The sequence below is a fragment of the Bacteroides sp. AM37-9 genome, assembly GCF_003603455.1.
Lineage (GTDB): Bacteria > Bacteroidota > Bacteroidia > Bacteroidales > Bacteroidaceae > Bacteroides > Bacteroides xylanisolvens.
In genome coordinates this window covers 26,251-51,348 of the sequence record NZ_QTNF01000039.1, presented here as the reverse complement: position 1 = coordinate 51,348, position 25,098 = coordinate 26,251, and the positions used below count along the sequence as shown (strand labels likewise).

The 25,098-nt window shown below is 40.9% G+C and carries 22 protein-coding genes; 14 read left to right on the top strand and 8 right to left on the bottom strand.

Translation table 11 applies throughout. The annotated features are described in order from the left end of the window. Positions 1 to 71 precede the first annotated feature (71 nt). Positions 72 to 581, top strand: coding sequence for an HXXEE domain-containing protein (locus tag DW862_RS21680; RefSeq protein ID WP_118195222.1), 510 nt, complete (start codon positions 72 to 74; stop codon positions 579 to 581). A gap of 65 nt (positions 582 to 646) precedes the next feature. On the opposite strand, the gene uxaC is transcribed toward DW862_RS21680, so the two are convergent. Beyond that, complete coding sequence (uxaC, locus tag DW862_RS21675) at positions 647 to 2,053, bottom strand: glucuronate isomerase (protein ID WP_120070374.1); 1,407 nt, start codon at positions 2,051 to 2,053, stop codon at positions 647 to 649. A gap of 198 nt (positions 2,054 to 2,251) precedes the next feature. On the opposite strand from uxaC, the gene DW862_RS21670 reads away from it, so the two are divergent. From DW862_RS21670 to DW862_RS21635, 8 genes are all read left to right on the top strand, one after another. Beyond that, positions 2,252 to 3,319: a substrate-binding domain-containing protein gene (locus DW862_RS21670; RefSeq protein WP_004316195.1), complete on the top strand. Its 1,068-nt coding sequence runs from the start codon at positions 2,252 to 2,254 to the stop codon at positions 3,317 to 3,319. A 26-nt stretch (positions 3,320 to 3,345) separates the two neighbouring features. After that, on the top strand, positions 3,346 to 4,785 hold the full coding sequence (locus DW862_RS21665) for a tagaturonate reductase (RefSeq protein WP_118219888.1): 1,440 nt from the start codon (positions 3,346 to 3,348) through the stop codon (positions 4,783 to 4,785). Positions 4,786 to 5,238: 453 nt separating this feature from the next. Continuing rightward, positions 5,239 to 5,724: an HU family DNA-binding protein gene (locus DW862_RS21660; RefSeq protein ID WP_004316197.1), complete on the top strand. Its 486-nt coding sequence runs from the start codon at positions 5,239 to 5,241 to the stop codon at positions 5,722 to 5,724. Positions 5,725 to 6,512: 788 nt separating this feature from the next. Next, positions 6,513 to 9,467, top strand: coding sequence for a PL29 family lyase N-terminal domain-containing protein (locus tag DW862_RS21655; protein ID WP_243636519.1), 2,955 nt, complete (start codon positions 6,513 to 6,515; stop codon positions 9,465 to 9,467). A gap of 11 nt (positions 9,468 to 9,478) precedes the next feature. Then, entirely contained in the window at positions 9,479 to 10,165 is a 687-nt protein-coding gene (locus DW862_RS21650; protein WP_120070370.1) for a hypothetical protein, read from the top strand. A 223-nt stretch (positions 10,166 to 10,388) separates the two neighbouring features. Continuing rightward, positions 10,389 to 10,628, top strand: coding sequence for a DUF3791 domain-containing protein (locus tag DW862_RS21645; RefSeq protein ID WP_117809808.1), 240 nt, complete (start codon positions 10,389 to 10,391; stop codon positions 10,626 to 10,628). Then, positions 10,598 to 11,116: a DUF3990 domain-containing protein gene (locus tag DW862_RS21640; protein ID WP_120070367.1), complete on the top strand. Its 519-nt coding sequence runs from the start codon at positions 10,598 to 10,600 to the stop codon at positions 11,114 to 11,116. The genes DW862_RS21645 and DW862_RS21640 overlap by 31 nt, the downstream gene beginning before the upstream one ends. Continuing rightward, positions 11,091 to 11,342, top strand: a complete 252-nt coding sequence (locus tag DW862_RS21635) for a hypothetical protein (protein WP_118219891.1) — start codon at positions 11,091 to 11,093, stop codon at positions 11,340 to 11,342. Before DW862_RS21640 ends, DW862_RS21635 begins: the two co-directional genes overlap by 26 nt. A 2-nt stretch (positions 11,343 to 11,344) precedes the next feature. Here the strand turns inward: DW862_RS21635 and DW862_RS21630 are convergent, their stop codons facing one another. Together DW862_RS21630 and DW862_RS21625 are read right to left on the bottom strand one after the other, a co-directional pair. Then, positions 11,345 to 11,872, bottom strand: coding sequence for an FHA domain-containing protein (locus DW862_RS21630; protein ID WP_120070364.1), 528 nt, complete (start codon positions 11,870 to 11,872; stop codon positions 11,345 to 11,347). Between the two features lie 18 nt (positions 11,873 to 11,890). Further along, a complete protein-coding gene (locus DW862_RS21625; RefSeq protein ID WP_074704625.1) occupies positions 11,891 to 12,979 on the bottom strand; it encodes an SPOR domain-containing protein in 1,089 nt (362 codons plus the stop codon). A gap of 90 nt (positions 12,980 to 13,069) precedes the next feature. Between DW862_RS21625 and rfbC the strand changes: the two genes are divergently transcribed. Genes rfbC through DW862_RS21610 form a run of 3 tightly spaced genes read left to right on the top strand, consistent with a single transcriptional unit; the run spans position 13,070 to position 15,791 of the window. After that, a complete protein-coding gene (gene rfbC, locus DW862_RS21620) occupies positions 13,070 to 13,618 on the top strand; it encodes a dTDP-4-dehydrorhamnose 3,5-epimerase (RefSeq protein ID WP_004315343.1) in 549 nt (182 codons plus the stop codon). 26 nt (positions 13,619 to 13,644) lie between these two features. Then, on the top strand, positions 13,645 to 14,958 hold the full coding sequence (locus tag DW862_RS21615) for a UDP-glucose/GDP-mannose dehydrogenase family protein (RefSeq protein ID WP_004315344.1): 1,314 nt from the start codon (positions 13,645 to 13,647) through the stop codon (positions 14,956 to 14,958). Positions 14,959 to 14,993: 35 nt separating this feature from the next. Further along, complete coding sequence (locus DW862_RS21610) at positions 14,994 to 15,791, top strand: DUF4738 domain-containing protein (protein WP_009041063.1); 798 nt, start codon at positions 14,994 to 14,996, stop codon at positions 15,789 to 15,791. A gap of 82 nt (positions 15,792 to 15,873) precedes the next feature. On the opposite strand, the gene DW862_RS21605 is transcribed toward DW862_RS21610, so the two are convergent. Together DW862_RS21605 and serB are read right to left on the bottom strand one after the other, a co-directional pair. Beyond that, a complete protein-coding gene (locus DW862_RS21605; protein ID WP_008022427.1) occupies positions 15,874 to 17,136 on the bottom strand; it encodes a DEAD/DEAH box helicase in 1,263 nt (420 codons plus the stop codon). A 46-nt stretch (positions 17,137 to 17,182) separates the two neighbouring features. Beyond that, positions 17,183 to 18,412, bottom strand: a complete 1,230-nt coding sequence (gene serB / locus DW862_RS21600; protein WP_008017556.1) for a phosphoserine phosphatase SerB — start codon at positions 18,410 to 18,412, stop codon at positions 17,183 to 17,185. Positions 18,413 to 18,678: 266 nt separating this feature from the next. On the opposite strand from serB, the gene DW862_RS21590 reads away from it, so the two are divergent. Continuing rightward, positions 18,679 to 19,182 (top strand): thioredoxin family protein, encoded by a 504-nt coding sequence (locus DW862_RS21590; protein ID WP_004315348.1) that lies wholly within the window; start codon positions 18,679 to 18,681, stop codon positions 19,180 to 19,182. Positions 19,183 to 19,432: 250 nt separating this feature from the next. Here the strand turns inward: DW862_RS21590 and DW862_RS21585 are convergent, their stop codons facing one another. The 3 genes from DW862_RS21585 to lon are packed head-to-tail and all read right to left on the bottom strand — an operon-like array spanning position 19,433 to position 24,126. After that, a complete protein-coding gene (locus tag DW862_RS21585) occupies positions 19,433 to 20,530 on the bottom strand; it encodes an LptF/LptG family permease (RefSeq protein ID WP_004315349.1) in 1,098 nt (365 codons plus the stop codon). A gap of 3 nt (positions 20,531 to 20,533) precedes the next feature. Next, entirely contained in the window at positions 20,534 to 21,664 is a 1,131-nt protein-coding gene (tgt, locus tag DW862_RS21580; protein WP_004315350.1) for a tRNA guanosine(34) transglycosylase Tgt, read from the bottom strand. Further along, complete coding sequence (gene lon, locus DW862_RS21575; RefSeq protein ID WP_008640181.1) at positions 21,661 to 24,126, bottom strand: endopeptidase La; 2,466 nt, start codon at positions 24,124 to 24,126, stop codon at positions 21,661 to 21,663. Before lon ends, tgt begins: the two co-directional genes overlap by 4 nt. 215 nt (positions 24,127 to 24,341) lie before the next feature. On the opposite strand from lon, the gene DW862_RS21570 reads away from it, so the two are divergent. Further along, the gene (locus DW862_RS21570) at positions 24,342 to 25,052 is read left to right on the top strand and encodes a tRNA1(Val) (adenine(37)-N6)-methyltransferase (protein ID WP_008640182.1); all 711 of its coding nucleotides are present in this window, start codon (positions 24,342 to 24,344) and stop codon (positions 25,050 to 25,052) included. Positions 25,053 to 25,098: the final 46 nt, after the last annotated feature.

The following is a 25,098-nucleotide window of genomic DNA, read 5'->3' as shown; positions in this document are numbered from 1 at the left end:
ATGCATGAAGGGAATTGACTAAACTTAATCCCCCAAGAATTACAACTGAGCCATAATAAGGAATAAAAACGATGGAATACCTATATTTATTGCCCATAGTATTCATGATTCATGAATTTGAAGAGATAATAATGCTTCCGACATGGTTGGATAAGAACAAGGCTATGTTGTACATGCGCTTCCCTTTTATGAAAGATAAAGTAGATTCTTTGAGTAATGCGCCGGTTTTTGCCTTGACGGTATTGGAAGAGTTTATAATTATATCAGCCTGTACGGTTATGTCAATCTGCATGAATGATTTGACGGCTTGGTATTGTTGTTTGATTGCCTTTGGTTTGCACCTGATAGTGCATATCATTCAGTTTTTGGTGATAAGAAAGTATATACCTGTTATTGTTACGTCGGTATTATGTTTACCGTATTGTATTTGGGTGTTTATTCAGGTTAAAGACTATTATACGCTGAATGAAACATTGCTTTGGGGATTTGTCGGCGTTGTGGTTTGTGTTGTGAATCTACTGTTAATGCATAAGATAAGCCCTAAGTTGTGGAGTTGGATGAATGGTAATAATAGAACATAAAAATACCGCTACTCAAAGCATATTCGATTTGGTAGCGGCTTTTTTATAGTGTAACTACTAATCCGTTAGAACTTGAAGAAGTTCTTAGCATTGTTGTAGCTGATATCTTCAATCATTTGGTTTACGCGTTCCATTTCAGATGCAGGGATTTCTCCGTTCTCTACGTCGCGTCCTACCAAGTTACATAATGTACGGCGGAAATATTCATGACGCGGGTAGGACAGGAAAGAACGAGAGTCTGTCAACATACCTACAAAGCGGCTTAGGAGACCAAGCACAGACAAGGCGTTCATTTGTTTTTCCATACCATCCTTTTGATCGAGGAACCACCATCCCGAACCAAACTGAATTTTTCCCGGGATAGAACCATCTTGGAAGTTGCCCAACATAGTTGCAATCACTTCATTTGCGCATGGGTTCAGGTTATAAAGGATTGTTTTAGTCAATTTGCCATTGGTATTCAGGCGGTCAAGGAATTTAGCCATTGCTTTGGCTGTGGTGAATTCACCGATAGAGTCGAAACCGGTGTCAGCGCCCAGTAATTTGAACATCTTGGTGTTGTTATTGCGGATAGCGCCGTAGTGGAACTGTTGAGTCCATCCTTTTTCCCAGTCCATTTCACCGAAGATAACAAGCATGGCTGATTTGAATTTCAGAATTTCTTCTTTGGTCAATTCTGTACCGCCATATACCTTATTAAATATAGCCTTGATTTCAGCATCGGTATAATCTTCTGCGTAGAATTCTTCAATACCGTGGTCAGACAAACGGCAACCTTGTTCTGCGAAGAAGTTGTGACGTTTGCGTAAAGCAGCGATCATATCATCAAAATTGGAGATAGTAACACCGCTAACTTCTGCCAGCTTTTCTACATAACTACGGAAATCAGCAGGGACTTCTACAGCCATAGCTTTATCAGGACGCCAAGTTGGCAACATCTTGATTTCAAATCCGCTTTCACGTGTTTTGATGTGATATTCCAGTGAATCGATAGGATCATCCGTAGTACAAACTACCGCTACGTGATAGCGACGCATCATTCCACGAGCTGAATATTCAGGTTGAGACAGCTTTTCGTTACATTCATCGTAAATTTCGCGTGCTGTTTGTGGGTTCAATATTTTATTGATACCAAATGCAGTTTTCAATTCGAGGTGAGTCCAGTGGTACAGTGGATTACGGAAAGTATAAGGAACTGTTTCCGCCCATTTTTCGAATTTTTCCCAGTCTGTGGTATCTTTTCCTGTGCAGAAACGTTCATCTACGCCGTTTGTACGCATTGCACGCCATTTGTAGTGGTCACCGCCCAACCAGATTTCAGTCAGTGATTTAAACTTGTAGTCGTCAGCTACCATTTGGGGGATGAGATGACAGTGATAGTCGATGATCGGCATTTTAGCCGCATGCTCGTGATACAACTTTTGCGCGGTTTCTGTTTGCAGCAAGAAGTTTTCGTCCATGAAGTTCTTCATTATTACTGTGTTTTAAGTATATAAAATTATTACTTTCTGTATTTATACCTATATCGTATTGATTTTAAAGCTAATAGGCGTAAATCTCGTTTTAGTTTTATTAACCGTTATCGAACACAAAAATAGAAAATTTACTTGGAGTAACAAAATAATTCGTATATTTGCAGCGATTATTTATAATATTTAAGTTTTAGCACTATGGAGGACCAGAACTATACCATTAAAGACATAGCCCGTATGGCCGGTGTTTCCGCCGGAACGGTGGATAGGGTGTTGCACAATCGTGGCGACGTGTCTCCCAAAAGCAAAGCTAAAGTACAAAAGGTACTGGATGAGATTCATTATCAACCCAATGTGTTTGCTATCGGTTTGGCTGCTAAAAAGAAATATTCTTTCCTCTGCCTGATACCTTATTATATAGAACATGACTATTGGCATTCGGTAGTCGGGGGGATTGAGCGTGCCCGGCAAGAGTTGCGTCCTTTTAATGTGGGTATAGATTATCTGTGTTACCATCATGGAGATGAGAAAAGTTATCAGGAAGCCTGCCTTGCTATAAAAGAAAAGAATGTGGACGCAGTGTTGATTTCTCCGAATTTCCGGGAAGAGACGCTGGCGCTGACAGCTTATCTACAGGAAAATAAGATAGCTTATGCTTTTGTTGATTTCAATATGGAAGAAGCGAGAGCCTTGACGTATATTGGGCAGGATTCCTATAAGAGCGGATATATTGCAGCAAAAATATTGATGCGCAACTATTCGGCGGGAGAAGGTCAGGAGTTAGTCTTGTTCTTAAGTAATAACAAAGATAATCCGGCTGAAATACAGATGCAACGTCGTTTGGACGGTTTTATGAGTTACATAGCCGAGGAATATAACAACCTGGTAATCCATGAGGTTATACTCAATAAATCTGATCAGGAAAGCAATCAACAGACATTAGATGAGTTTTTCCGGGCACATCCGAAGGCTGCGCTGGGAGTTGTATTTAATTCCAGGGTGTATCAGTTAGGAGAGTATCTCCGTCATGCGGGACGTAGCATGAAAGGGCTGATAGGATATGACCTTCTGAAAGCAAATGTAGAGTTGCTAAAATCAGGTGATGTGCATTATTTAATCGGGCAACGTCCGGGATTGCAAGGGTATTGCGGGGTGAAGGCTCTGTGCGACCATGTTGTGTTTAAGAAGTCTGTTGAACCTGTAAAGTATATGCCTATCGACATCCTGATTAAGGAGAATATTGATTTTTATTTTGAATTTGTATAATATCAACTTTATAAATTACAACTAACATGAAAGCATTAAACAAAGAAACTGCTCCTAAAACACAACGTCCGGAGCGTATTATCCAATTTGGCGAAGGTAACTTCTTGCGTGCATTTGTTGATTGGATTATTTACAACATGAACCAGAAAACCGACTTCAATAGCAGTGTAGTAGTGGTTCAGCCCATTGATAAAGGTATGGTCGATATGCTGAATGCACAAGACGATCTTTATCATGTTAATCTTCAAGGATTGGATAAAGGCGAAGTTGTTAACAGCTTGACAATGATCGATGTAATCAGTCGTGCATTGAATCCATATTCTCAAAATGACGAGTTCATGAAGTTGGCAGAGCAACCTGAAATGCGTTTTGTTATTTCAAACACTACAGAGGCTGGTATTGCTTTTGATCCGTCTTGCAAACTTGAAGATGCTCCTGCTTCATCTTATCCAGGTAAACTGACTCAATTGCTGTATCATCGTTTCAAAACATTCAATGGTGATAAGACAAAAGGTTTGATTATTTTCCCTTGCGAACTTATTTTCCTGAATGGACATAAGTTGAAAGAAACTATTTATCAATATATTGAATTGTGGAACCTGGGTAATGAGTTTAAAACATGGTTTGAAGAAGCTTGTGGCGTATATGCAACATTGGTAGACCGTATCGTTCCGGGATTCCCGCGCAAAGATATTGCTGCTATCAAAGAAAAACTGCAATACGATGATAACTTGGTTGTTCAGGCTGAAATCTTCCATCTGTGGGTGATTGAAGCTCCGCAGGAAATTGCTAAAGAGTTCCCGGCTGATAAGGCAGGATTGAATGTGTTGTTTGTTCCTTCGGAAGCTCCTTACCACGAACGTAAGGTAACTCTGTTGAATGGCCCGCACACAGTTCTTTCTCCGGTTGCTTATCTTTCTGGTGTGAATATTGTGCGTGAAGCTTGTGAACATGAGGTTATTGGTAAATATATCCACAAGGTAATGTTCGATGAATTGATGGAAACATTGAATTTACCGAAAGATGAGTTGGAGAAATTCGCCAACGACGTATTGGAACGTTTCAACAATCCATTCGTAGATCACGCAGTGACAAGCATTATGCTGAATTCTTTCCCAAAATATGAAACTCGTGATTTACCGGGATTGAAGACTTATCTCGAACGTAAGGGCGAACTTCCTAAAGGCCTGGTACTTGGTTTGGCCGCTATCATTACTTATTATAAAGGTGGTGTACGTGCTGACGGCGCTGAAATTGTACCAAATGATGCTCCTGAAATCATGAACCTGCTGAAAGAACTTTGGGCAACCGGTTGTACAAAGAAAGTAACCGAAGGTGTACTGGCTGCTGACTTTATCTGGGGAGAAGATTTGAATAAGATCCCGGGATTGGCAGAAGCTGTAAAAGCAAACTTGGATTCTATCCAGGAAAAAGGAATGCTTGAAACTGTGAAAGGTATTCTGTAAGATATAAGATATAACCTAAGGTTGATAAAAGTAGAGGGCATTTTGGTAGAGTATACAACTATCAAAATGCCCTTAACTGTTAGATAATTAAGAGACGGTAAGTTATTAATTGTTAAAGATCAAATTTGCATTCTTCGTATTTTTTATTTCCATAACCTTCTTTTTCTTCATTTTCACGGTTTGAAAGGACTCAAATCCTTAATGACCAATTTTGTCTCTTTTTGTATGAATTATTATTCTACTTTTTTGTTTTATAAATGCTTGGTTTATAAGGAGAAAACGAATTTGACATGATGAATATTGCATAAAAAAGTCATCTGTAAAATACAATGAATCAAGACCTTTTTTACCATGGTAATCTTGCTTGTAAATCTCGTAATGTGTTCATACCTTTGTTGCGAAGTCAATAGTGTGGCTTCCTAATATTGTTTAACTTTTTAATCTTAGGCGTATATGGCTATCAGATATAAAAAGAAAAAAATTACCTTATGTTTCGATAAGGAAAATAAGGTAGAAAAGTATGTTGCAGCAAACGTTCTAGTTGGGAGCATCAACTATAACAAGTTATGTGATGAAGTAAATCAGCGGACAGGTGTTCATCGGGCTATGGTGGATGTGGTACTGAAAGGAGTGCAAGATACTATGGTGTCATTTTTAGAAGAAGGATTCTCTGTAAAGTTGGGAGAGTTCGGTTCATTTCGTCCAGCTATTAATGCCGAGAGCCAAGATAAAGCTGAAGACGTGAGTGTTAATACTATTATTAGGAGGAAGATAGTCTTTACTCCGGGAGGTGCATTCAAGGAAATGCTTGGATCAGCTAGTATAGAACTGTTTGGAGATAACGTAACCAATCCTAACGGGGATAACGGTGGAGAACCTAGCGAAGGAGGTGGCTCTTCTGGAGGAGATTCAGGAGAAGCTCCGGATCCGGCAGCTTAATTCTTACTAAAAAATAACTTTAGACAGGGAAAGTTCTTTCAGGAGCTTTCCCTATTTTTTTGATATTTCGGGTAGAAATGCTCTAATTCGCCGTTGGGCAATGGTGAATTTGTGGTTGCCTAACGACATTTTTGCCGTTGCCCAACGGTGAATTTACTGTTAGGTGCAAAATTTTAGTAAGATTTGTATGCGGAAAGTAGGATTTCTACTGGATTTATAATTTGTTTTCCTATCTCTTTTTATCACCTATTTTATCAAAAAGTAAGAAGTATCTTGATTTTTCTTCTGTTAGCTTCTTCTAGAAAATTTATTTGTGAAAATATTTTCAATCTTTGCCGCGTTATAGCAGTAGATTGTTCAAACGCGTATTATCCTCAAGATACAATGAAGATAATTAATCTTCAATATTGCTTTTCATCTCATTTTATCCCAAATTTGCAGTCTCAATACCCCAAGAGTGTTGTTTATGCGAAATATTTTCTATCTTTGTAGCGTTGCAGCAATAGTGTTTGTATGTGCAACATTACATATTAATAGATGAAAGTGTTTAGCTTTTATCCTTGTTAGGAAATCTGGTAAATTTCAATTGACATAAGGATAGCAATAACACTCATCACTTGTATAGTCGTGTGTAATTTTATATTACATATATATACGAGTGTGGGGTATTGTTTATTTATGTCAAGGTTTTACCAGAACCTCCTAACAGATAAACTAACGACTCCACACTTTTTTTATAGACTTACCACTGCTAAGGAGTTGAGGTGGCGACAAAAACTCTAATAATTATGATGAAAAAGACAGTATTCTTTTTCTTAATGATTGCAGCTTTAAGTACTTCATTCTATAGCTGCAAAACAAACACTGATGATTTATGGGATAGTATTCATCAATTGGATGGCAGGGTAACTTCACTTGAAGAACTCTGTAAACAGATGAATGGAAACATTGGAGCGTTGCAAACGTTACTACAAGCTTTGCAAAGTAATGTAAGCATCACAAAAGTAAATCCTGTTACAGAAGGTGGTAAGACGGTTGGTTACACTATTTCTTTTTCAAAGGGAGATCCCATTACTATTTATCATGGAGAAAAGGGGGATAAAGGTGATACGGGTATTGCCGGTAAGGATGGAGTAACGCCGGTGGTTGGCGTGAGACGAGATGCGGATAATGTTTATTATTGGACGTTAAACGGAGAATGGTTAATTGATGATGCCGGGAATAAAGTAAAGGCAGTAGGTGAAAATGGAAAAGATGGAGAAAATGGTATAGATGGTAAACCTGGTATGGATGGCATTACTCCACAATTGAAAATAGAAAATGGTCGTTGGTGGCTGTCGATGAATAATGGCAGTACGTGGTCGAATATAGGGCAGGCTACAGGTGATACTGGTAAAGATGGAGTGGATGGTGACGATATGTTTAGTGATATAGATTATACTTCCAGTCAGGACTTTGTTACTTTCACCTTGTCGAATGGAACTGTTATAAAACTGCCGACTTGGTATGCTTTTGGCGAGTTGCAAAGCTTGTGTGAACAGATGAATACTGATATTTCGTCTATACAATCAATCATTGAAGCACTACAACAAAAAGATGGTATAACTAATGTGGTACCTTTGAATGATAATGGGAAGGTGATTGGTTATAAACTTTATTTTGAAAAACGTGAACCGATAACCATATATCATGGTAAAGATGGGGCAGATGGTAATGATGGTCAAGACGGTTCGGATGGCAAGGATGGGGTGACACCTGTTGTCGGAGTGAAACAAGATACCGACGGTATCTATTATTGGACGTTGAATAGCGATTGGATGAAAGATGATAATGGTAATAAGATAAAGGCGCAAGGTGTTGATGGTTCGGATGGACAAGACGGCACGGATGGTACTAATGGTGTCACTCCACAGTTGAAGATAGAAGAAGACGGCTATTGGTATATATCTTATGACAATGGTTCGAACTGGACAAAACTAGGAAAAGCGACTGGTGCGGATGGAACAAGTGGAGACGCTTTCTTCAAGAATGTGACGGAGGATGATGATTATGTTTATTTGGAGATGCAAGCCGGAAACATTATCTCCGTACCCAAACACAAAAAGCTGTCTATCACTTTCAATGAAACGGAGGATATACGGGTATTAGCCAATCAGACTTATCCCATTCAATATACTATTACGGGGGCTACGGATAAGACTGTATTGAAAGCTTTGGCGCAAGATGGTTTCCGTGCTGTGGTAAAATCTTTGGGTAATGCTTCCGGAGTAATTGAAGTGACTACACCGGGAACGATACTTAGCAGTGAGGTATTGGTTTTCGTTTCCGATGGCGAAGAACGTACTATCATGCGTTCCATCAATTTTGTGGAAGGAGTGATTAATATCACCGACCGTTCTTATACGGTTCCTTATACCGGTGGTACGGTGAGTGTGCAGCTTTCCACTAATATTGATTATACCATAGAAATTCCGGAAGCGGATAAAACATGGATTTCTATCGCTCCGACATCACGTGCCATAATGCGGGATGAAACGATTACATTTAATGTCCAACAGAATAATAATACTCAATTGCGTTATTCGATTATTAAATTAGTTGACAAATTGGGAGTTACTTCTGAAACAATACAGATTACTCAGCGTGGAGGAAGTTCACAGGATATTTACGTGGCAACAGCAGGAACTTTGGAACAACAAATCAATAGTGAAGACGCTAAAATTTTAGAAGAATTGAAAATCACAGGACATCTGAATACCTTTGATTACGAGTTTTTAAAGACTATGCCTAACTTGAAAACGGTAGATCTTTCAGAATTGAGTGATACAAGTATACCGGCTAGTGCCTTTAATAATTCTCTGGTATCTACAGTGTTATTGCCACTGAATTTAAAAACAATTTCAGATAGAGCGTTTTATAATAGTTCTATTACTTCCATTTATATACCTCAGACAGTAGAAAGTATTGGTCAATATGCTTTTGCAAACATTCTTAAATTAACAGGGAATATTGTGATTCCTTCAAAAACTGCAACTATTGGAGAACGCGCTTTTGAATATTCTGCTTTTAACGGGACTTTGATATTAGAAGAGGGAGTGCAGAGTATTGGAACAGCAGCATTTGCTGGTTGTAGCAAAGTAACAGGAGACTTAGTGATACCGAATAGTGTAACAAGTATGAAAGGGTCTGCATTTCAATCTTCTACTTTTACAGGTTCATTGAGTATAGGAAATGCGTTAACGGATATTCCGGCTTATGCTTTTCATGGTTGTAGCTCTTTTAAAGGAAAAATTACTATTGGAGAAAATGTTAAGAGTATTGACGATCATGCTTTTGAAGGATGTGCAGGACTTACTGGTAATTTAATTATTCCTGACAAGGTAGAGACTATTGGCAATTGGGCTTTTAATGGATGTATCGGATTTACCGGATATTTAACAATTGGAACAGATGTGAAAGAATTAGGTTATTTTGCATTTACGGATTATATGACATCTGACAATTTTCCACGAGACATATTAAGATTTTCGAAAGTCTTTTGTAAAGCTTTGACCTGTCCATTGTTGAGAGTATATGAGATTAAGAATCATTATTTTGCGACGGCTTTTGGTAGGTACTCTGATTATTACTCAGGTGAGACACGGTATCCTCGTTATTTAGGAGTTTCAATAGGCTTGAAAGCCAAGTACTCAACTAATCCACAATGGAAATATTTTACTTTAATTGAGGAAATCGAATTTTAAACTATATAATTATGTGTAACTCAAATTTAAGTTCAAATCCTTGCGACCAAATCTGTAAAAAACAAGTCGCATACGACAAGGCTGTTGAAGCCTATCAGTTCCATGTACAGCGTTATCATACATGGGTTAACTATTACGCCATTTTTGTTGGCGCTTTGTTTGTGGCATTTTATACCATTATACCGCAATCAGAAAATGTTCAATGCACTCCTTGCAGTGGAACTATTTTTTCATTTTTAGATAGTATATGGCTACCACTTTTGATTATTACTTTAGGATGGTTTGCTTCTATGTGTTGGCTGGCTAGTATTATCGGACATTATGAATGGATGAAGAGTTGGATACGAATCGTGAAAAAGAGAGAGGTCGATTTCTTTGAAACAACTTCAAGTCAACCATCCAATATCTCACCGGTTTCATCTGAAATATTTGTATATGGAAAAGTAATGAGAGAACCGGATAGAAGTGTACCTAATAATATGCTGCCTAAGTTTATCTCAACTCAAAAAGTAACTCAATGGTTTGTATGGAGTGTTATTTTAATGTGGATAGCAAGCTCTGTTTTTCTTTGGAGATTTGTAGACTATTATTGGTGGATTCCCTCTTTCGGTTATTCACTTCTTACGGCTATAATTGGATATTGTCTTTATGGGAAAGCTCATAAATTGTATTCTTCGGAACATCTGGATATAGCTTGAACATAAAACAATGAAAAAAAGGATAGGAATATTACCAATATATAGATTCCTATCCTTTTTTATTTCTGTTCATATTAGTAATGCCATTTAATATGAACTAGAATTGTGCTTCCTACGGATCGAATGATTCAAAAACAATAAAAAGAAGATTAAACTTTATCTGTTTCCAGATATATTCATTAACTTTGTAATTAGCTCAAATTAGCTTTATACAGAATTTAATATGGGAAATCTGATTGAATTATCACATACTGAAGTGACATTAGCATTTGTAGCGTCCTGCATTGAAAGTACGGCACGCCGATTAGGTAAATCATATCAAGAGGTTTTTACCCGCATGAAGCGTGTAGGTATGATTGAGAATTACATCTTGCCTTGCTATGATGTATTACATACTGAGAGTCGCGAGCATGTGACTGATAATATGATAGAATGTCTGACAACTTGGGAGGCAAAACGATGAAAATAACAGTATATCATGGAGGAACGGAACGAGTTGATGTTCCTATTTGTCGTTTAGGAAGGGAGAATCTTGATTTTGGTCGTGGATTTTATGTTACAGATATCAAAGAGCAGGCTTGTCGTTGGGCTATTGCAACGGCTAAGCGACGCAATACCCAAGCCATTATTAATATTTACCAACTTGATAGAGAACTTGTTTTGGAAAAGGCTCGTTGTAAGGTGTTCAAAGCTTACGATTCGGAATGGTTGGAATTTATTGTAGCCAGTCGTCATGGACTGAATCCGGCGGCAATTTATGATTATATAGAGGGAGGTGTTGCTGATGACCGGGTAATTGATACAGTAAATCTGTATATGTCTGGTTTGATGAGTACTGATGTAGCATTGCAACGTCTAGCTCAACACCAACCGAATAACCAGATTTGTTTGTTAAACCAAGATATAACGGATAAATACCTTACCTATGATGGAACAGAATTGGCTAGGTGACCCTGTGAAGTCTCCTGAAATCCAAGAGATAATATTAAGTAATCGTATCGGTAGTATTGCTGCCGAACTTGCGAAGCGTTTGGAAATAGCTCCGATCAGAGCATTACAATTGTTTTATGAAAGCAAGACTTGTGCTGACTTGCATGACAAGGAGACAGGGCTTTATCTCTATGGCAATCTCTATATCGCTGATGAATTTATGCGAGAATATCAAAATAAACTATAAATTCATTCAGCCGCATGCAAAATAAATGTAGTAGCTCCGATAGTCACAATAGCGCCATCTTCAATGCGTACACGGTCTTTATCTCCCAGAATCTCATTCATGAGGAAAGTACCTGTCAGGCTGGGAGCATCCCGTAATGTATAAACAAGTTTTCCTTGCTTATTGCGTTTGATATTGATGATGCAATGGCGTCGATCCATGCTCATATCACCGCTTTCAATGGGCGTATTGATAGAAGTTCCCACACAACGGCGGCCTATGACATTGTCACCTTCTTGTAAGGGCAATATCTGTTTATAACCGAATACATTTTCGATAACAGTGATATATCCGAATTCTTCTTTATGGGATTCAGCTTCTTCTTCCAGATTTTCTTCCTTTCTAAGAGCCTTTACTTTGCTCTTTCCAAGCCGGATGCTGAATTGCTTGCCGCAATGCTCACATTCAAATACCAGTGATTGGCCTTCGCTATACTTGGTTTCATCAAAAAAAAGGTAATTCTCACATTTAGGACAAAGAATTCGTTTCATGCTTTTAAAAAGGGATTTTTATTTAGCCAGTAACCAGGCATTCTTATAAGTTTCGTTTTTTCTTAGCTCAAGTAATTGCTTGGTCGCTTCATTGCGGTTGTCGAATGAATTGATGCTGACACGTACTTTTCCATCCATGTTCAGCGCTTTTGCATTAGCAAACCCTTTTGATTTTAATTGAGTTGCTATGGCTTCTGCATCTTTCAGGCTGATTCCTCCTGCCACTATGATATGGAAAGGATGATTGGCACTTTCTGGAGATTTAACCGCAGGGGCAGTAGCTGCCGTTTCCTGTTTGGCCACTTTCACTTCTCTAACTGCGATTGGCTTGGAAGTCTTATCCGCTGTATTCTTTTTAGTGGATGAAGTCTTCGTTGAAGAAGAAGTTGAAGCAGTAGCGGAAAGCTTCTTAGCCTGTTGCATTGCATCACTCTTAACATACACAGGAGTTACTACAACCGATTGCTTTTCTATTTGCTCAAAAAGCTCACTGGGTAATAATTGTGCATAATTGTTTTTTTGAACGTCTGTATTCTCTACCGGAGTTGAAAAGGCAAAGAACAATACGATGGCAGCAATCATTGCTGCAGCATTGCGAAGATATGCACGATTGATACTAATTTCAAAAGTCTTCTTTTCCTTCTCCGGATGAGCCGGTATCCATACTTTTTCTTTCTGTTGCAGAACGGAAAGCTCATGCATTTCAAAAGAGTCGAGACCGTATAATGAAGGAGTCGTTATCTTATAGTCATAAGGAACAAACTCATAGTTACCATAAATGTTATAGTGAATCTCGCCTATATTATCCAAATGGGCTTTTCCTTCTTCATGAAGGAGACCGATGAATTCGTTTACTTCCTTTTCTACTATGCGGCTGGCGTCAGCAAAACTCGTGTCATACGCTGACATATAAGATTGCACCAATACGCCGTCATTCAGTTTTAATTGAGGATTAAAGCCGATTGTGCGGGTAGGAGGTAAAAATATATTTTCTTCTTTTACGCGGGTTGCAGGCGAGTAATGCGCTACAAAACCGCCAAACCCCGGAACAATGACGCAATCGTTTTCCAGTAGTAAAGTCTCTATATGTTGTGCCAATTCAATCATGTCTGCAAAATTACGAGATAAATTGAATATATCCCAGAAAACTTCGAAAAATTCACTACTTTTGCATCGTTTTATTTATCACTATCAATAATGAACTATATACAGACGGAAATAGACGGAGTATGGCTGATAGAGCCTAAAGTTTTCTCCGATGAACGGGGCTATTTTATGGAAGCCTATAAGAAAGAAGAGTTTGATGCCAATATTGGTCCCGTAGATTTTATACAGGACAACGAGTCGAAATCATCTTTTGGCGTGTTACGCGGATTGCACTATCAGAAAGGAGAATACAGTCAGGCGAAACTGGTTCGTGTTCTTAAAGGAAAAGTGCTGGACGTTGCCGTTGATTTGCGTAAATCATCGCCTACGTTTGGAAAGCACGTCTGCGTGTTGCTTAGTGAGGAAAACAAGAGACAATTTTTCATTCCCCGTGGTTTTGCTCATGGCTTTGCAGTCTTGAGCGAAGAAGCCGTTTTTACGTATAAGGTAGATAACAAGTATGCTCCGCAGGCGGAAGCTTCTATTTTGTATAATGATGAAACGTTGGGGATAGACTGGCCGTTGGCAGATTCGCAAATGGTATTATCGGCGAAAGACAGAGAGGGAACTGCCTTTAAAGATGCCGCTTATTTTGAATGAATTTCTAAACAAACAATAGATTAAGTATGAAAATTGCAATCGTGGGAACAGGGTATGTGGGTCTGGTATCAGGTACATGCTTTGCCGAAATTGGCGTGAATGTAACGTGCGTAGACACGAATAAAGAGAAAATCGAATCTTTGCAAAAGGGGAATATTCCGATTTATGAGAATGGATTGGAAGAGATGGTGCTCCGTAATATGAAAGCAAAGCGATTGAAGTTTACAACCTCATTAGAAAGTTGTCTGGACGACGTGGAAGTTATATTCAGTGCGGTTGGCACCCCTCCGGATGAAGACGGCAGCGCTGATTTGAAATACGTGTTGGAGGTGGCCCGTACCATTGGTCGCAATATGAAACAATATAAACTGGTAGTTACCAAAAGTACCGTTCCGGTGGGTACTGCCAGTAAAGTTCGCGCGGTTATTCAGGAAGAATTGGATAAGAGAGGCGTGAAAGTTGATTTTGACGTGGCTTCTAATCCGGAATTCCTGAAAGAAGGAAATGCGATCAGTGACTTTATGAGCCCGGACCGTGTGGTAGTGGGAGTGGAGTCGGCACGTGCGGAAAAATTGATGTCCAAACTATACAAGCCATTCTTATTGAATAATTTCCGTGTGATTTTCATGGATATTCCATCTGCAGAAATGACTAAATATGCGGCAAACTCGATGTTGGCAACCCGTATCAGCTTTATGAATGATATTGCAAACTTATGCGAAATCGTTGGCGCGGATGTGAACATGGTACGTAGCGGAATAGGTTCGGACACCCGTATTGGACGTAAGTTCCTGTATCCGGGCATCGGATATGGTGGTTCCTGTTTTCCTAAAGACGTGAAAGCATTGATTAAGACTGCGGAACAGAACGGTTATAGTATGCGGGTGCTTAGTGCTGTGGAAGAAGTGAACGAACAACAGAAAAGCGTCCTGTTTGAGAAGCTAAAGAAACAGTTTAATGGTGATTTGCAAGGTAAGACTGTTGCTTTGTGGGGGCTGGCATTTAAACCGGAAACGGATGACATGCGTGAGGCTCCGGCATTAGTCCTGATCGATAAATTGCTGGAAGCTGGTTGTCGGGTGCGTGCATACGATCCGGCTGCTGTGCAAGAGTGCAAGCGTAGAATTGGAGAAAAAATCTATTATGCTTGTGATATGTACGATGCAGTGCTGGATGCTGATGTATTGATGCTGGTTACCGAATGGAAAGAATTCCGTCTGCCCTCATGGGCCGTTATCAAGAAGACGATGGCCCAGCAGATTGTGTTGGACGGACGTAATATATATGATAAAAAAGAGATGGAAGAGCTCGGATTTGTTTACCATTGTATTGGTAAATAAAAAAATAGGAGTATCTTTATACAAAACTAAGATAGATGATGAAAAATGTGGCTGTATCGTTAATGGCAATCCTTTTCGCGGCATGTAGCGGCAATAAGAGTCCCCATTCTCTTCAACAGGAGAAAGAGGATCTTAGCGCAAAAGAGTTACTGCAGGGAATTTGGCTGGACGATGAAACGGAGAGCCCGTTGATGCGTGTGGAAGGAGATACCATCTACTATGCAGACGCACAAAGTACTCCCATTGCATTTAAAATAATGCGGGACATTCTTTACACTTATGGAAATGATACCACTTATTACAAGATTGATAAGCAGGGAGAACATATATTTTGGTTTCATTCCATTACGGATAATGTAATAAAACTGCATAAATCCGAAGACCTCAATGATTCTATCTATTTTGTCCGTCAGGAACTTGTGGTTCCGACTTATACGGAAGTAACCAAACGCGATAGTGTAGTGACTTACAACGGCACTCGCTATCGTGCATACGTATATATCAATCCATCTAAAATGAGAGTCATCAAGACGACTTATTCCGAAGACGGGATTAGTATGGATAATGTGTACTATGATAATGTGATGCACATCTGTGTGTACGAAGGTAAAAAGAGCCTGTTTGCCAGCGATATAACCAAACAGATGTTCGACAAAGTGGTTCCTGCGGATTTCCTGGCGCAATCAATTTTGTCAGATACAAAGTTTGTGAAAGTAAACCGGAATGGTTTTCATTATCAAGCTGTATTAGCCATTCCGGAAACTTCCATATATAGCATTGTAAATATGGAAGTGAGCTTTAAAGGCGATTTGGAGATTACCTCATCCAAATAAGGTCTCTACATTCTATCCAAATAGGAATCAGGTTTCTCAAAATAAGAAATACAGATTCTATCCAAACAAGGAAATACAGATTTTATTTCTGTCTGGGCGCAGGGTAGTTGCTTTTCTTCCCTCCGTTGTTTCTTTTTCCCCGGAAATCTTTTCTTTTAGAGAAATTCCCGTTCCTGTTTTTGTTGAACGAACGCGGTTTGTATTCCGGAGCCTCTCCCAATCCTTCAGGGATAGGAATCTTATAAATCTCTTTCTCCAGAAAATTCTCAATGCTTTTGAAGTTACTCTGTTCCTTTTCGTTGATAAACGTAAGTGCCACCCCGTCATTGTTGGCACGTGCCGTACGGCCGATGCGGTGCACGTAGTCCTCGCTGTCGTGAGGCACGTCGAAGTTGATAACCAGGCGGATATCATCGATGTCGATACCACGTGCAACGATGTCCGTAGCTACCAATATATTGATTCGTCCGGCTTTAAACTCGTGCATGACCGTTTCCCGTTGAGCCTGTTCCAAGTCCGAATGCATTTCACCTACGTTCAGCTTCATTGATTTCAACGCCTTGGCAACTTCTTTAACCTTGATTTTGGAAGAAGCAAAGACAATCACACGTTCCGGAACCTCATCCATAAAAAGACTGCGTATGATGCCCAACTTTTGATTTTCATAGCAGACGTATGCCGCCTGAATAATCTTTTCCGCAGGTTTGGAAACAGCGAGCTTTATTTCTGACGGATCGTTTAAGATCGTATTTGCCAATTGCTGTATCTTTGCCGGCATTGTGGCTGAAAACATGATAGTCTGTCGTTCCTTCGGCAGATATTTAGCTATTTGCATGATATCTTCGTAGAATCCCATGTCGAGCATCCGGTCTGCTTCATCCAGAATAAAATAAGAAACCTTGGAAAGATCGACATATCCAAGGCTCAAATGGGCGATCAGACGTCCGGGAGTAGCAATGACAACATCAGCTCCCAATGTGAGTCCCTTTTTCTGTTGTTCGAACAATATTCCGTCATTTCCGCCATATACAGCAACGCTCGATACCGGCATGAAATAGGAAAATCCTTCCATTTGCTGGTCAATCTGTTGAGCCAATTCCCGGGTAGGAGACATGATGACACAATTAATCGCATCCTCCGGATGTTTACCTTCAGATAATTTGTTCAATACAGGAAGCAGAAACGCTGCTGTTTTACCTGTCCCTGTCTGTGCTACTGCGATCAAATCTTTACCCTCAAGTATGATTGGAATTGCTTGTTCTTGTATAGGCGTACATTCGTCAAATCGCATGGCATCAAGCGCCTCAAGCACATTTGCATTTAATTGTAGTTCGGAAAACTTCATTCTTTTATTTTATTTGTCAGCAAAGATAATCTATTTTTTGGTCTAATTACATATTCAAGTAAGAATCTTTGAACCCGAGGAAATAGAGCACTCCATCCAGTCCGATAGTGTTGATTGATTGCTTGGCATTTGCCACCACTTTGGGCTTGGCGTGGAAGGCGATTCCTAGTCCGGCAACCCCCAGCATAGGAAGGTCGTTGGCTCCGTCTCCTACGGCGATGGTCTGTGCTATATCCACCTTTTCCACTTGTGCAATGAGGCGGAGCAGTTCGGCTTTTCGTTTTCCGTCTACTACATCCCCCAGATAACGTCCGGTCAGTTTGCCGTCGATGATTTCCAGTTCGTTGGCATAAACATAATCTATACCGTATTTCTTTTGTAGGTACTGGCCGAAATAAGTGAATCCTCCCGAAAGGATGGCGATCTTGTAACCGTACTTCTTCAATACATACATCAGTCGCTCTACACCCTCTGTGATAGGCAAGTTCTCGGCTATTTCCTGCATTACCGATTCGTCTAACCCCTTCAATAAGGCTACGCGACGAGTAAAGCTCTCTGTAAAGTCTATTTCTCCACGCATGGCGCTTTCCGTAATGGCTTTCACCTCGTCGCCTACACCGGCACGGATGGCCAGTTCGTCAATCACTTCTGTCTCGATTAAGGTAGAGTCCATATCAAAACAAATCAGGCGGCGCATACGGCGGTACATATTATCCTGTTGGAAAGAAAAGTCCATTTCCAGTTCGCTGGCCAGCTTCATCAGCTTCTCCTGCATGGCAATGCGGTCTTTCGGAGTACCTCTTACTGAAAATTCGATGCAAGCCCGGGTGCGTGTATCAGTCTGACATTCGTCCAACGGGATGCGACCTGTCAGACGCTTGATAGCGTCTATATTCATGCCCTGTTCGGCTAATATGCTTGTAGCGGCAGAAATCTGGCGGGCGGAAAGTTTGCGTCCCAATACTGTCAGGATATAGCGGTTTTTTCCTTGCATGCCTACCCAGTTGTCATATTGTTCGGTGGTGATAGGTTCAAACCGGATGGTCACTCCCAATGAAGAAGCTTTGAACAGGAGTTCCTTCATAATGAATCCGGAGTGTCTTTCTTCACTCTTGAACAGAATTCCCAGCGATAATGTATTATGAATATCTGCCTGGCCGATGTCAAGGATCGTAGCATCATATTTGGCAAGGATTTCAGTCACAGAAGCAGTCAGTCCCGGACGATCTTCGCCGGTAACTCGAATCAGAATCAATTCAGTATTTGATGGTTGCATAAAAAATAGACTTTAACTCTGCAAAAGTAGAGAAAAAAGTTCGTTTTTATGCTAAATAACATAAAAAGTTATACCCAAAAAGTGAGATTTTTGCTTATTTGCTTGGAAGTTAATTTAATATTTACTTACCTTTGCACCCGGTTTCAAAAATAAAGGCTCTGATAATCAGCGGATTCCTCTTCGCCTGATGCCTGAAAAGACAACGTTTCGGGAAGAAACCACTGTTTAAGGACAGTCCCGGATAGTATTAACTAAAACCGAATTACATGAAGCATGTAAAATGGATTTTTGTTGTATTACTAATTTGTTCCTTGACCGCTTTCGTTGAGAAAGACAAACCTACCGGAGGTTTGAGTGAGGGCGACGTAGCCCCTGATTTTAAGATCGAATCTACGTCAAATGAGCAACCCGCCTTTAAGTTGGGAAATTTGAAAGGCAAATATGTGTTGCTAAGTTTCTGGGCAAGTTATGACGCGCAGTCCCGGATGCAAAACGTAAGTTTAAGCAATGCGCTTCGTTCTTCTCATAATGTGGAAATGGTTTCTGTTTCATTTGACGAATATCAGTCAATATTTAAGGAAACCGTTCGTAAGGATCAAATAGTTACGCCCACTTGTTTCGTGGAAACAGAAGGCGAGGATTCCGGATTATTTAAGAAATACCGTTTAAATCGGGGATTCACTAACTATTTATTGGATGGAAATGGTGTAATTATAGCCAAAAACATCTCTGCTGCAGATCTTTCTGCTTATGTAAAAGAAATCGGTTAACGATTTTAGGAATGTAAGGAGAAAGAGGGATTTTCCGGATCACCGTCAGGTGAAAACAATGGAGAATAGACAAAAGAGGAAATGGATACAACAAAAAAGTTCCGCCTACACTTGCATTAGCAGGAATAGGCGGAACTTCTTATTTTTATATCTTTCTTTCTGCGGTATATCCGAAACCTTGGGACAGTCTGCGGATCGAGTTCCTGAAGACTGCGGAAGGCTTGCAATCCTTTTATTTGTTGCTTTCTGGTTATTTGGGTGCTTTCTGATACAGGAAGAATGCGATACCTGCATAAAGGATATTGGGAATCCAGACTGCAATGGCAGGAGGCACATTTCCGTTCACGGCAAAGGTGGAGGTAATCGTTTGGAACAGGATATAAGAAAAACTTAACCCTAATCCGATACCCAAGTGGAGCCCCATACCACCTTTTGTTTTCCGGGATGAAAGCGATACACCGATGATGGTAAGGATGAAAGAAGCGAACGACATGGCAATGCGTTTGTGATATTCAATCTCAAACTCCTTGATGTTGGCAAATCCTCTTCGCTTTTGTTTTTCTATATAGTCACTTAGTTCGGGGCTGGTCAACATCTCCTGCTGATTTTTCATGATGAGAAAGTCAGAAGGTTCCATATTGATAATAGAGTCGATTCGATCTCCCTTAGTGATTTTTTCTTTTAAACCATCTAATTCGCGTACCATATAGTCGTGAATTGTCCATTTATGAACAGTTGCAGTGTCATAAGTGATACGGCGTGCAGTTAAATGCGAGACCAGCTTCTTGTCAACGAATTTATCCAATGAAAAACGGTTACCGGTTTTCATGGCGTTGTTATAGTTGTCAATGTAGGCTATAACCCCGCTGTCTACCTCTAACTGTACATTGCTTACCGAATTTTGTTTCTTGGGTTTGATATACCGGTCTTCAAAGTTCAGACGCGTCACGCTTCCTTTAGGAATCACGTACGAACTTAGCGTGAAGGTGGTCAGCGCAATGATAGCGGCCGAAATCATATAAGGACGCATCATCCTCTTAAAACTCATGCCGGTGGAGAACATAGCGATGATTTCAGAGTTCTCTGCCAACTTGGAGGTAAAGAAAATAACAGCAATGAATACGAACAGCGGACTGAACAGATTGGAGAAATAGGGGATAAAGTTCATGTAGTATTCAAAGATGATCTTATCCCAGGGAGCTTCATGCTCCATCAATTTGTCCATCTTTTCGTTGAAATCGAATACCACTGCAATAGAAATGATCAATGCAATAGCAAATACGTATGTCCCCAAGAACTTCTTGATGATATACCAGTCCAGCCGTTTTATAAATCGATTGCTTTTCATTTCTTATAATCTAGTTGATACTCTTTTGACCATCATCGGCTTCCAGGTCGAGAAATCTCCGGCAATAATATGTTTTCTTGCTTCTCCTGCCAGCCACAGATAGAATGCCAGGTTGTGTATCGAGGCAATTTGCATGGCCAGTAGCTCTTGCGCATGGAAAAGATGGCGCAAATAAGCCTTGCTGTACAACGTATCTACGCTGGAAGCTCCGTCGGCTTCGATGGGAGAGAAGTCGGTTTCCCATTTCTTGTTTCGCATATTGATAATGCCATCTTTGGTGAACAACATGCCATTTCGTCCGTTTCGTGTAGGCATAACGCAGTCAAACATATCCACGCCACGCTCTATTCCTTCAAGAATATTGACAGGAGTTCCGACGCCCATCAGGTAACGAGGTTTGTCTTTGGGAAGTATTTCATTAACAATCTCGATCATTTCATACATCTTGTCTACCGGTTCGCCTACTGCCAAACCGCCAATAGCGTTCCCGTCGGCCCCTTTGGACGCGATAAACTCTGCTGATTGTTTGCGCAGGTCGGGATAGACACAACCTTGCACGATAGGAAAGAGAGCCTGATTGTAACCATATTTAGGTTCCGTCTCATTAAAACGTTGTATACAACGGTCGAGCCATCTGTGCGTCAAACCTAATGACTTTTTGGCATACTCATAATCCGAGTCACCGGGAGGACATTCGTCAAAAGCCATCATAATGTCTGCGCCGATGGTGCGTTCTATGTCCATCACCTTTTCCGGAGTGAAGACGTGCTTGCTTCCGTCGATATGCGAACGAAATTCGGCTCCTTCTTCCCGCAGCTTTCTGATTCCGGCCAAAGAGAATACCTGGAAACCACCGCTGTCAGTTAGCATCGGGCGGTCGAAACCGTTAAAACGGTGCAGTCCGCCTGCTTTCTCGATCACGTCCAGTCCCGGACGCAAATAGAGGTGATAGGTATTACCCAGAATAATCTGCGCCTGAATATCCTCTTTCAATTCGGTCAGATGTACTCCCTTAACCGTGCCCAGTGTGCCCACCGGCATAAAGATCGGTGTTTGTATCTGCCCGTGGTCTGTGGTAATCAGACCCGCACGGGCATTACTTTTAGTATCTGTATATTGTAACTCAAATGTCATTCCTGGCTGGGTTTCTTAACGGATAAATCAATAGCATCCGACACTTTCTCATTGGTCAGCGCAATGGCAAATACCTCTTTTATATCGTTTACATAGTGGAAAGTCAGTCCTTTCAGATAAATCTCCTGAATCTCATCTATGTTCTTTTTGTTCTCGGCACTCATGATGATTTCCTTGATTCCGGCACGCTTGGCTGCCAATATCTTCTCTTTGATGCCACCCACGGGAAGCACTTTGCCGCGAAGGGTAATTTCGCCCGTCATGGCAATGTTGGCTTTCACTTTTCTTTGCGTCAGGGCAGAAGCCAGGGAGGTGGCCATCGTAATACCTGCCGACGGACCGTCTTTCGGAATTGCGCCTTCGGGAACGTGGATATGAATATTCCAGTTGTCAAAGATCTCTTCGTCCAGATTCAGGATAGAAGCGTGTGCCTTGATATATTCAAGTGCCAGCATGGCAGATTCTTTCATCACATCTCCCAGGTTACCGGTCAGTGTGAGACGTCCGCCTTTGCCACGGCTCAAGCTCGTTTCTACAAATAAGATTTCGCCTCCGACGGCTGTCCATGCCAATCCGGTGACTACGCCTGCGTAATCATTTCCCTGATACTTGTCACGTGTATATTCCGGTGCTCCCAGGAAGTCATACAAATCCGACGGTTTGATTTCTGTCTTGGCGAAATAACCGTCCGTAGCATATTGACGGGCTGATTTACGAAGGATTTTACCAATCTTCTTTTCCAGCTCACGAACGCCGCTCTCACGGGTATATGACTCGATGATAGCTTCCAACGTTTCTTTGGGAAGCTTGATAGCTGTCTTTTTAAGTCCGTTGGCTTCCAGCTCTTTGGGAAGCAGATGCTTACGGGCTATCTCTACTTTCTCTTCCGTGATATATCCGCTTACCTCAATCAATTCCATACGGTCGAGCAATGGGCCGGGGATTGTGTTCAGGTTGTTGGCTGTTGCTATAAACAATACCTTTGAGAGGTCGTAGTCTACATCCAGGAAGTTATCGTGGAAAGCAGTATTTTGTTCCGGATCAAGCACTTCCAGTAATGCGGAAGAGGGGTCGCCTTGACGGTCGGCGCTGACCTTGTCTATTTCATCCAGGATAAAGACAGGATTGGATGCACCGGCTTTAATCAAGCTCTTGATGATTCGTCCGGGCATGGCGCCGATATAAGTTTTCCGATGTCCGCGGATTTCAGCTTCGTCATGTACGCCGCCCAAAGACATACGTACATACTTCCGTTTGAGCGCAGATGCAATGGATTTTCCAAGAGATGTTTTACCTACTCCCGGAGGGCCATATAAGCAGATAATCGGTGATTTCATATCACCTTTCAGCTTTAATACAGCCAAATGCTCCAAAATGCGTTCTTTCACTTTTTCCAGTCCGTAATGGTCTTTGTTCAACGTCTTTTCTGCGTTTTTAAGGTTCAGATTGTCAGTTGTATACGTACCCCACGGAAGATTGAGCATGGTTTGCAGATAGTTAAGCTGTACGCTGTAATCCGGAGATTGTGGATGGGTGCGTTCCAGTTTAGCCAGTTCTTTCATAAATGTTTCCCTGACTTCTGCGTTCCAACGCATTCTTTCTGCTTTTTGGCGCATTTCTTCTATTTCCTGCTCCTGGCCGCCGCCACCTAGTTCATCTTGGATAGTCTTGATTTGCTGTTGCAGGAAGTATTCGCGTTGCTGCTGGTCAATATCTTCGCGGGCACGCATTTGGATGGATGCCTTGATTTCTGCCAGTTGCACTTCGCGGTTCAGGATTTCCAGTAAGTGATATGTGCGTTCACGTAATGAGTGGATGCTTAACAAGTCCATCTTCTCGTCTTTCTTGAACGGCAGGTTCGAGCAGATGAAATTGACTAGGAACATCGGACTGTTGATATTCTTAATAGCAAATGCCGAATCCTGATGCATCACATCTGACGATTTGATATATCTCATTGTCAAGTCCTTGCAGGTTTCCACCAAGGCTTGAAACTCTTTATCGTCTTTGCTTGGAATGTCTTCTTCCAAAAGTTCTATTTCACCTTTCAGATACGGATGGGTTTCGATAATGTTTATCAGGTTCAGACGTTTCATTCCTTGAAGGATGACAGTCGTTGTCTGATCGGGCATTTCCAATATCCGCACAATTCGTCCTACGGTACCGATATTGTGTAAATCTTCCAACTTCGGGTCCTCTGTATGTGCCGATCTCTGACATACTACGGCAATATCTTTATGCTTCTTGTCAGCGTCTCGTATGAGTTTCAGAGAAGACTTACGGCCCACTGTGATCGGCAGGAATACTCCAGGAAACAACACCATGTTACGTAGAGGGAGTACCGGAAGAATTTCACCAGATTTCACATTTACATCAAATGCCTGTTCATCGTTCCCATCATAGTCAGTGATTAGCGAGAAGCCGTTATCGCTTCCATCTTCCAATAAATATCTTTCTTTCATCTTTTCGTTTTAATTTAGTTTATGTCATACTGATATGCATAAATCGTTTGCAAAGTTAATTGATTCTCTCTAATAATAAAGCACTGCGCAGAATAAAAACACAAAAACAATGCCAAAATATCGGCTTGTAGAGGGAGTATTCCATAATTATTATTTATTTTTGGCGATTTGCAATAAAATAGTAGAATAAAACAGCTTTAAGACAAACGGATAAAATGTCGAATCCTTATTTTCAATTTAAGCAATTTACAGTGTGGCACGACCAATGTGCTATGAAAGTTGGTACGGATGGGGTGCTTTTGGGAGCTTGGGCTTCGGTTGAGCGCGCGCGCCGGATATTGGATATTGGTACGGGGACGGGCTTGGTGGCTTTAATGTTGGCTCAACGCAGTTTGCCAGACGCAAAGATTGTGGCATTGGAGATAGACGAGGCGGCGGCCGGACAGGCCAGGGAAAATGTGGCTCGTTCTCCTTGGCAGGAGCGGATAGAAGTGGTGCAGGCTGACTTTAAGAAATACCGGTCTTCGGATAAATTTGATGTGATTGTTTCAAATCCCCCTTATTTTGTCGATTCGTTGGAGTGTCCGGATCGGCAGAGGGCTGCTGCCCGTCACAATGATTCTCTAACCTACGAAGAATTGCTGGAAGGGGTAAATAGGTTATTGGCAGCAGACGGACTTTTTACGGTCGTGATTCCGACGGATGTGGTTGATCGGGTAAAGGCGATAGCTTCTATGAATAAGTTGTATGCGATTCGTCAGCTCAATGTAATTACTAAGCCCGGCGGTATTCCAAAACGTACGCTGATTGCTTTTTCTTTTTCCAATCGGGAGTGTGTGATAGAAGAACTGTTGACGGAATTGGCGCGTCATCAGTATAGTGAGGAGTATATAGCGTTGACGAGGGAGTATTATTTGAATATGTGATATGGATATATGTAAAAAAATAAGGCTTATACTTGTTATGTCAGCC

Coding starts and splice junctions, on each gene's coding strand:
- DW862_RS21680 (WP_118195222.1), top strand. CDS start 72: ATGGAATACCTATATTTATTGCCCATAGTATTCATGATTCATGAATTT.
- uxaC (WP_120070374.1), bottom strand. CDS start 2,053: ATGAAGAACTTCATGGACGAAAACTTCTTGCTGCAAACAGAAACCGCG.
- DW862_RS21670 (WP_004316195.1), top strand. CDS start 2,252: ATGGAGGACCAGAACTATACCATTAAAGACATAGCCCGTATGGCCGGT.
- DW862_RS21665 (WP_118219888.1), top strand. CDS start 3,346: ATGAAAGCATTAAACAAAGAAACTGCTCCTAAAACACAACGTCCGGAG.
- DW862_RS21660 (WP_004316197.1), top strand. CDS start 5,239: ATGGCTATCAGATATAAAAAGAAAAAAATTACCTTATGTTTCGATAAG.
- DW862_RS21655 (WP_243636519.1), top strand. CDS start 6,513: ATGATGAAAAAGACAGTATTCTTTTTCTTAATGATTGCAGCTTTAAGT.
- DW862_RS21650 (WP_120070370.1), top strand. CDS start 9,479: ATGTGTAACTCAAATTTAAGTTCAAATCCTTGCGACCAAATCTGTAAA.
- DW862_RS21645 (WP_117809808.1), top strand. CDS start 10,389: ATGGGAAATCTGATTGAATTATCACATACTGAAGTGACATTAGCATTT.
- DW862_RS21640 (WP_120070367.1), top strand. CDS start 10,598: ATGTCTGACAACTTGGGAGGCAAAACGATGAAAATAACAGTATATCAT.
- DW862_RS21635 (WP_118219891.1), top strand. CDS start 11,091: ATGATGGAACAGAATTGGCTAGGTGACCCTGTGAAGTCTCCTGAAATC.
- DW862_RS21630 (WP_120070364.1), bottom strand. CDS start 11,872: ATGAAACGAATTCTTTGTCCTAAATGTGAGAATTACCTTTTTTTTGAT.
- DW862_RS21625 (WP_074704625.1), bottom strand. CDS start 12,979: ATGATTGAATTGGCACAACATATAGAGACTTTACTACTGGAAAACGAT.
- rfbC (WP_004315343.1), top strand. CDS start 13,070: ATGAACTATATACAGACGGAAATAGACGGAGTATGGCTGATAGAGCCT.
- DW862_RS21615 (WP_004315344.1), top strand. CDS start 13,645: ATGAAAATTGCAATCGTGGGAACAGGGTATGTGGGTCTGGTATCAGGT.
- DW862_RS21610 (WP_009041063.1), top strand. CDS start 14,994: ATGATGAAAAATGTGGCTGTATCGTTAATGGCAATCCTTTTCGCGGCA.
- DW862_RS21605 (WP_008022427.1), bottom strand. CDS start 17,136: ATGAAGTTTTCCGAACTACAATTAAATGCAAATGTGCTTGAGGCGCTT.
- serB (WP_008017556.1), bottom strand. CDS start 18,412: ATGCAACCATCAAATACTGAATTGATTCTGATTCGAGTTACCGGCGAA.
- DW862_RS21590 (WP_004315348.1), top strand. CDS start 18,679: ATGAAGCATGTAAAATGGATTTTTGTTGTATTACTAATTTGTTCCTTG.
- DW862_RS21585 (WP_004315349.1), bottom strand. CDS start 20,530: ATGAAAAGCAATCGATTTATAAAACGGCTGGACTGGTATATCATCAAG.
- tgt (WP_004315350.1), bottom strand. CDS start 21,664: ATGACATTTGAGTTACAATATACAGATACTAAAAGTAATGCCCGTGCG.
- lon (WP_008640181.1), bottom strand. CDS start 24,126: ATGAAAGAAAGATATTTATTGGAAGATGGAAGCGATAACGGCTTCTCG.
- DW862_RS21570 (WP_008640182.1), top strand. CDS start 24,342: ATGTCGAATCCTTATTTTCAATTTAAGCAATTTACAGTGTGGCACGAC.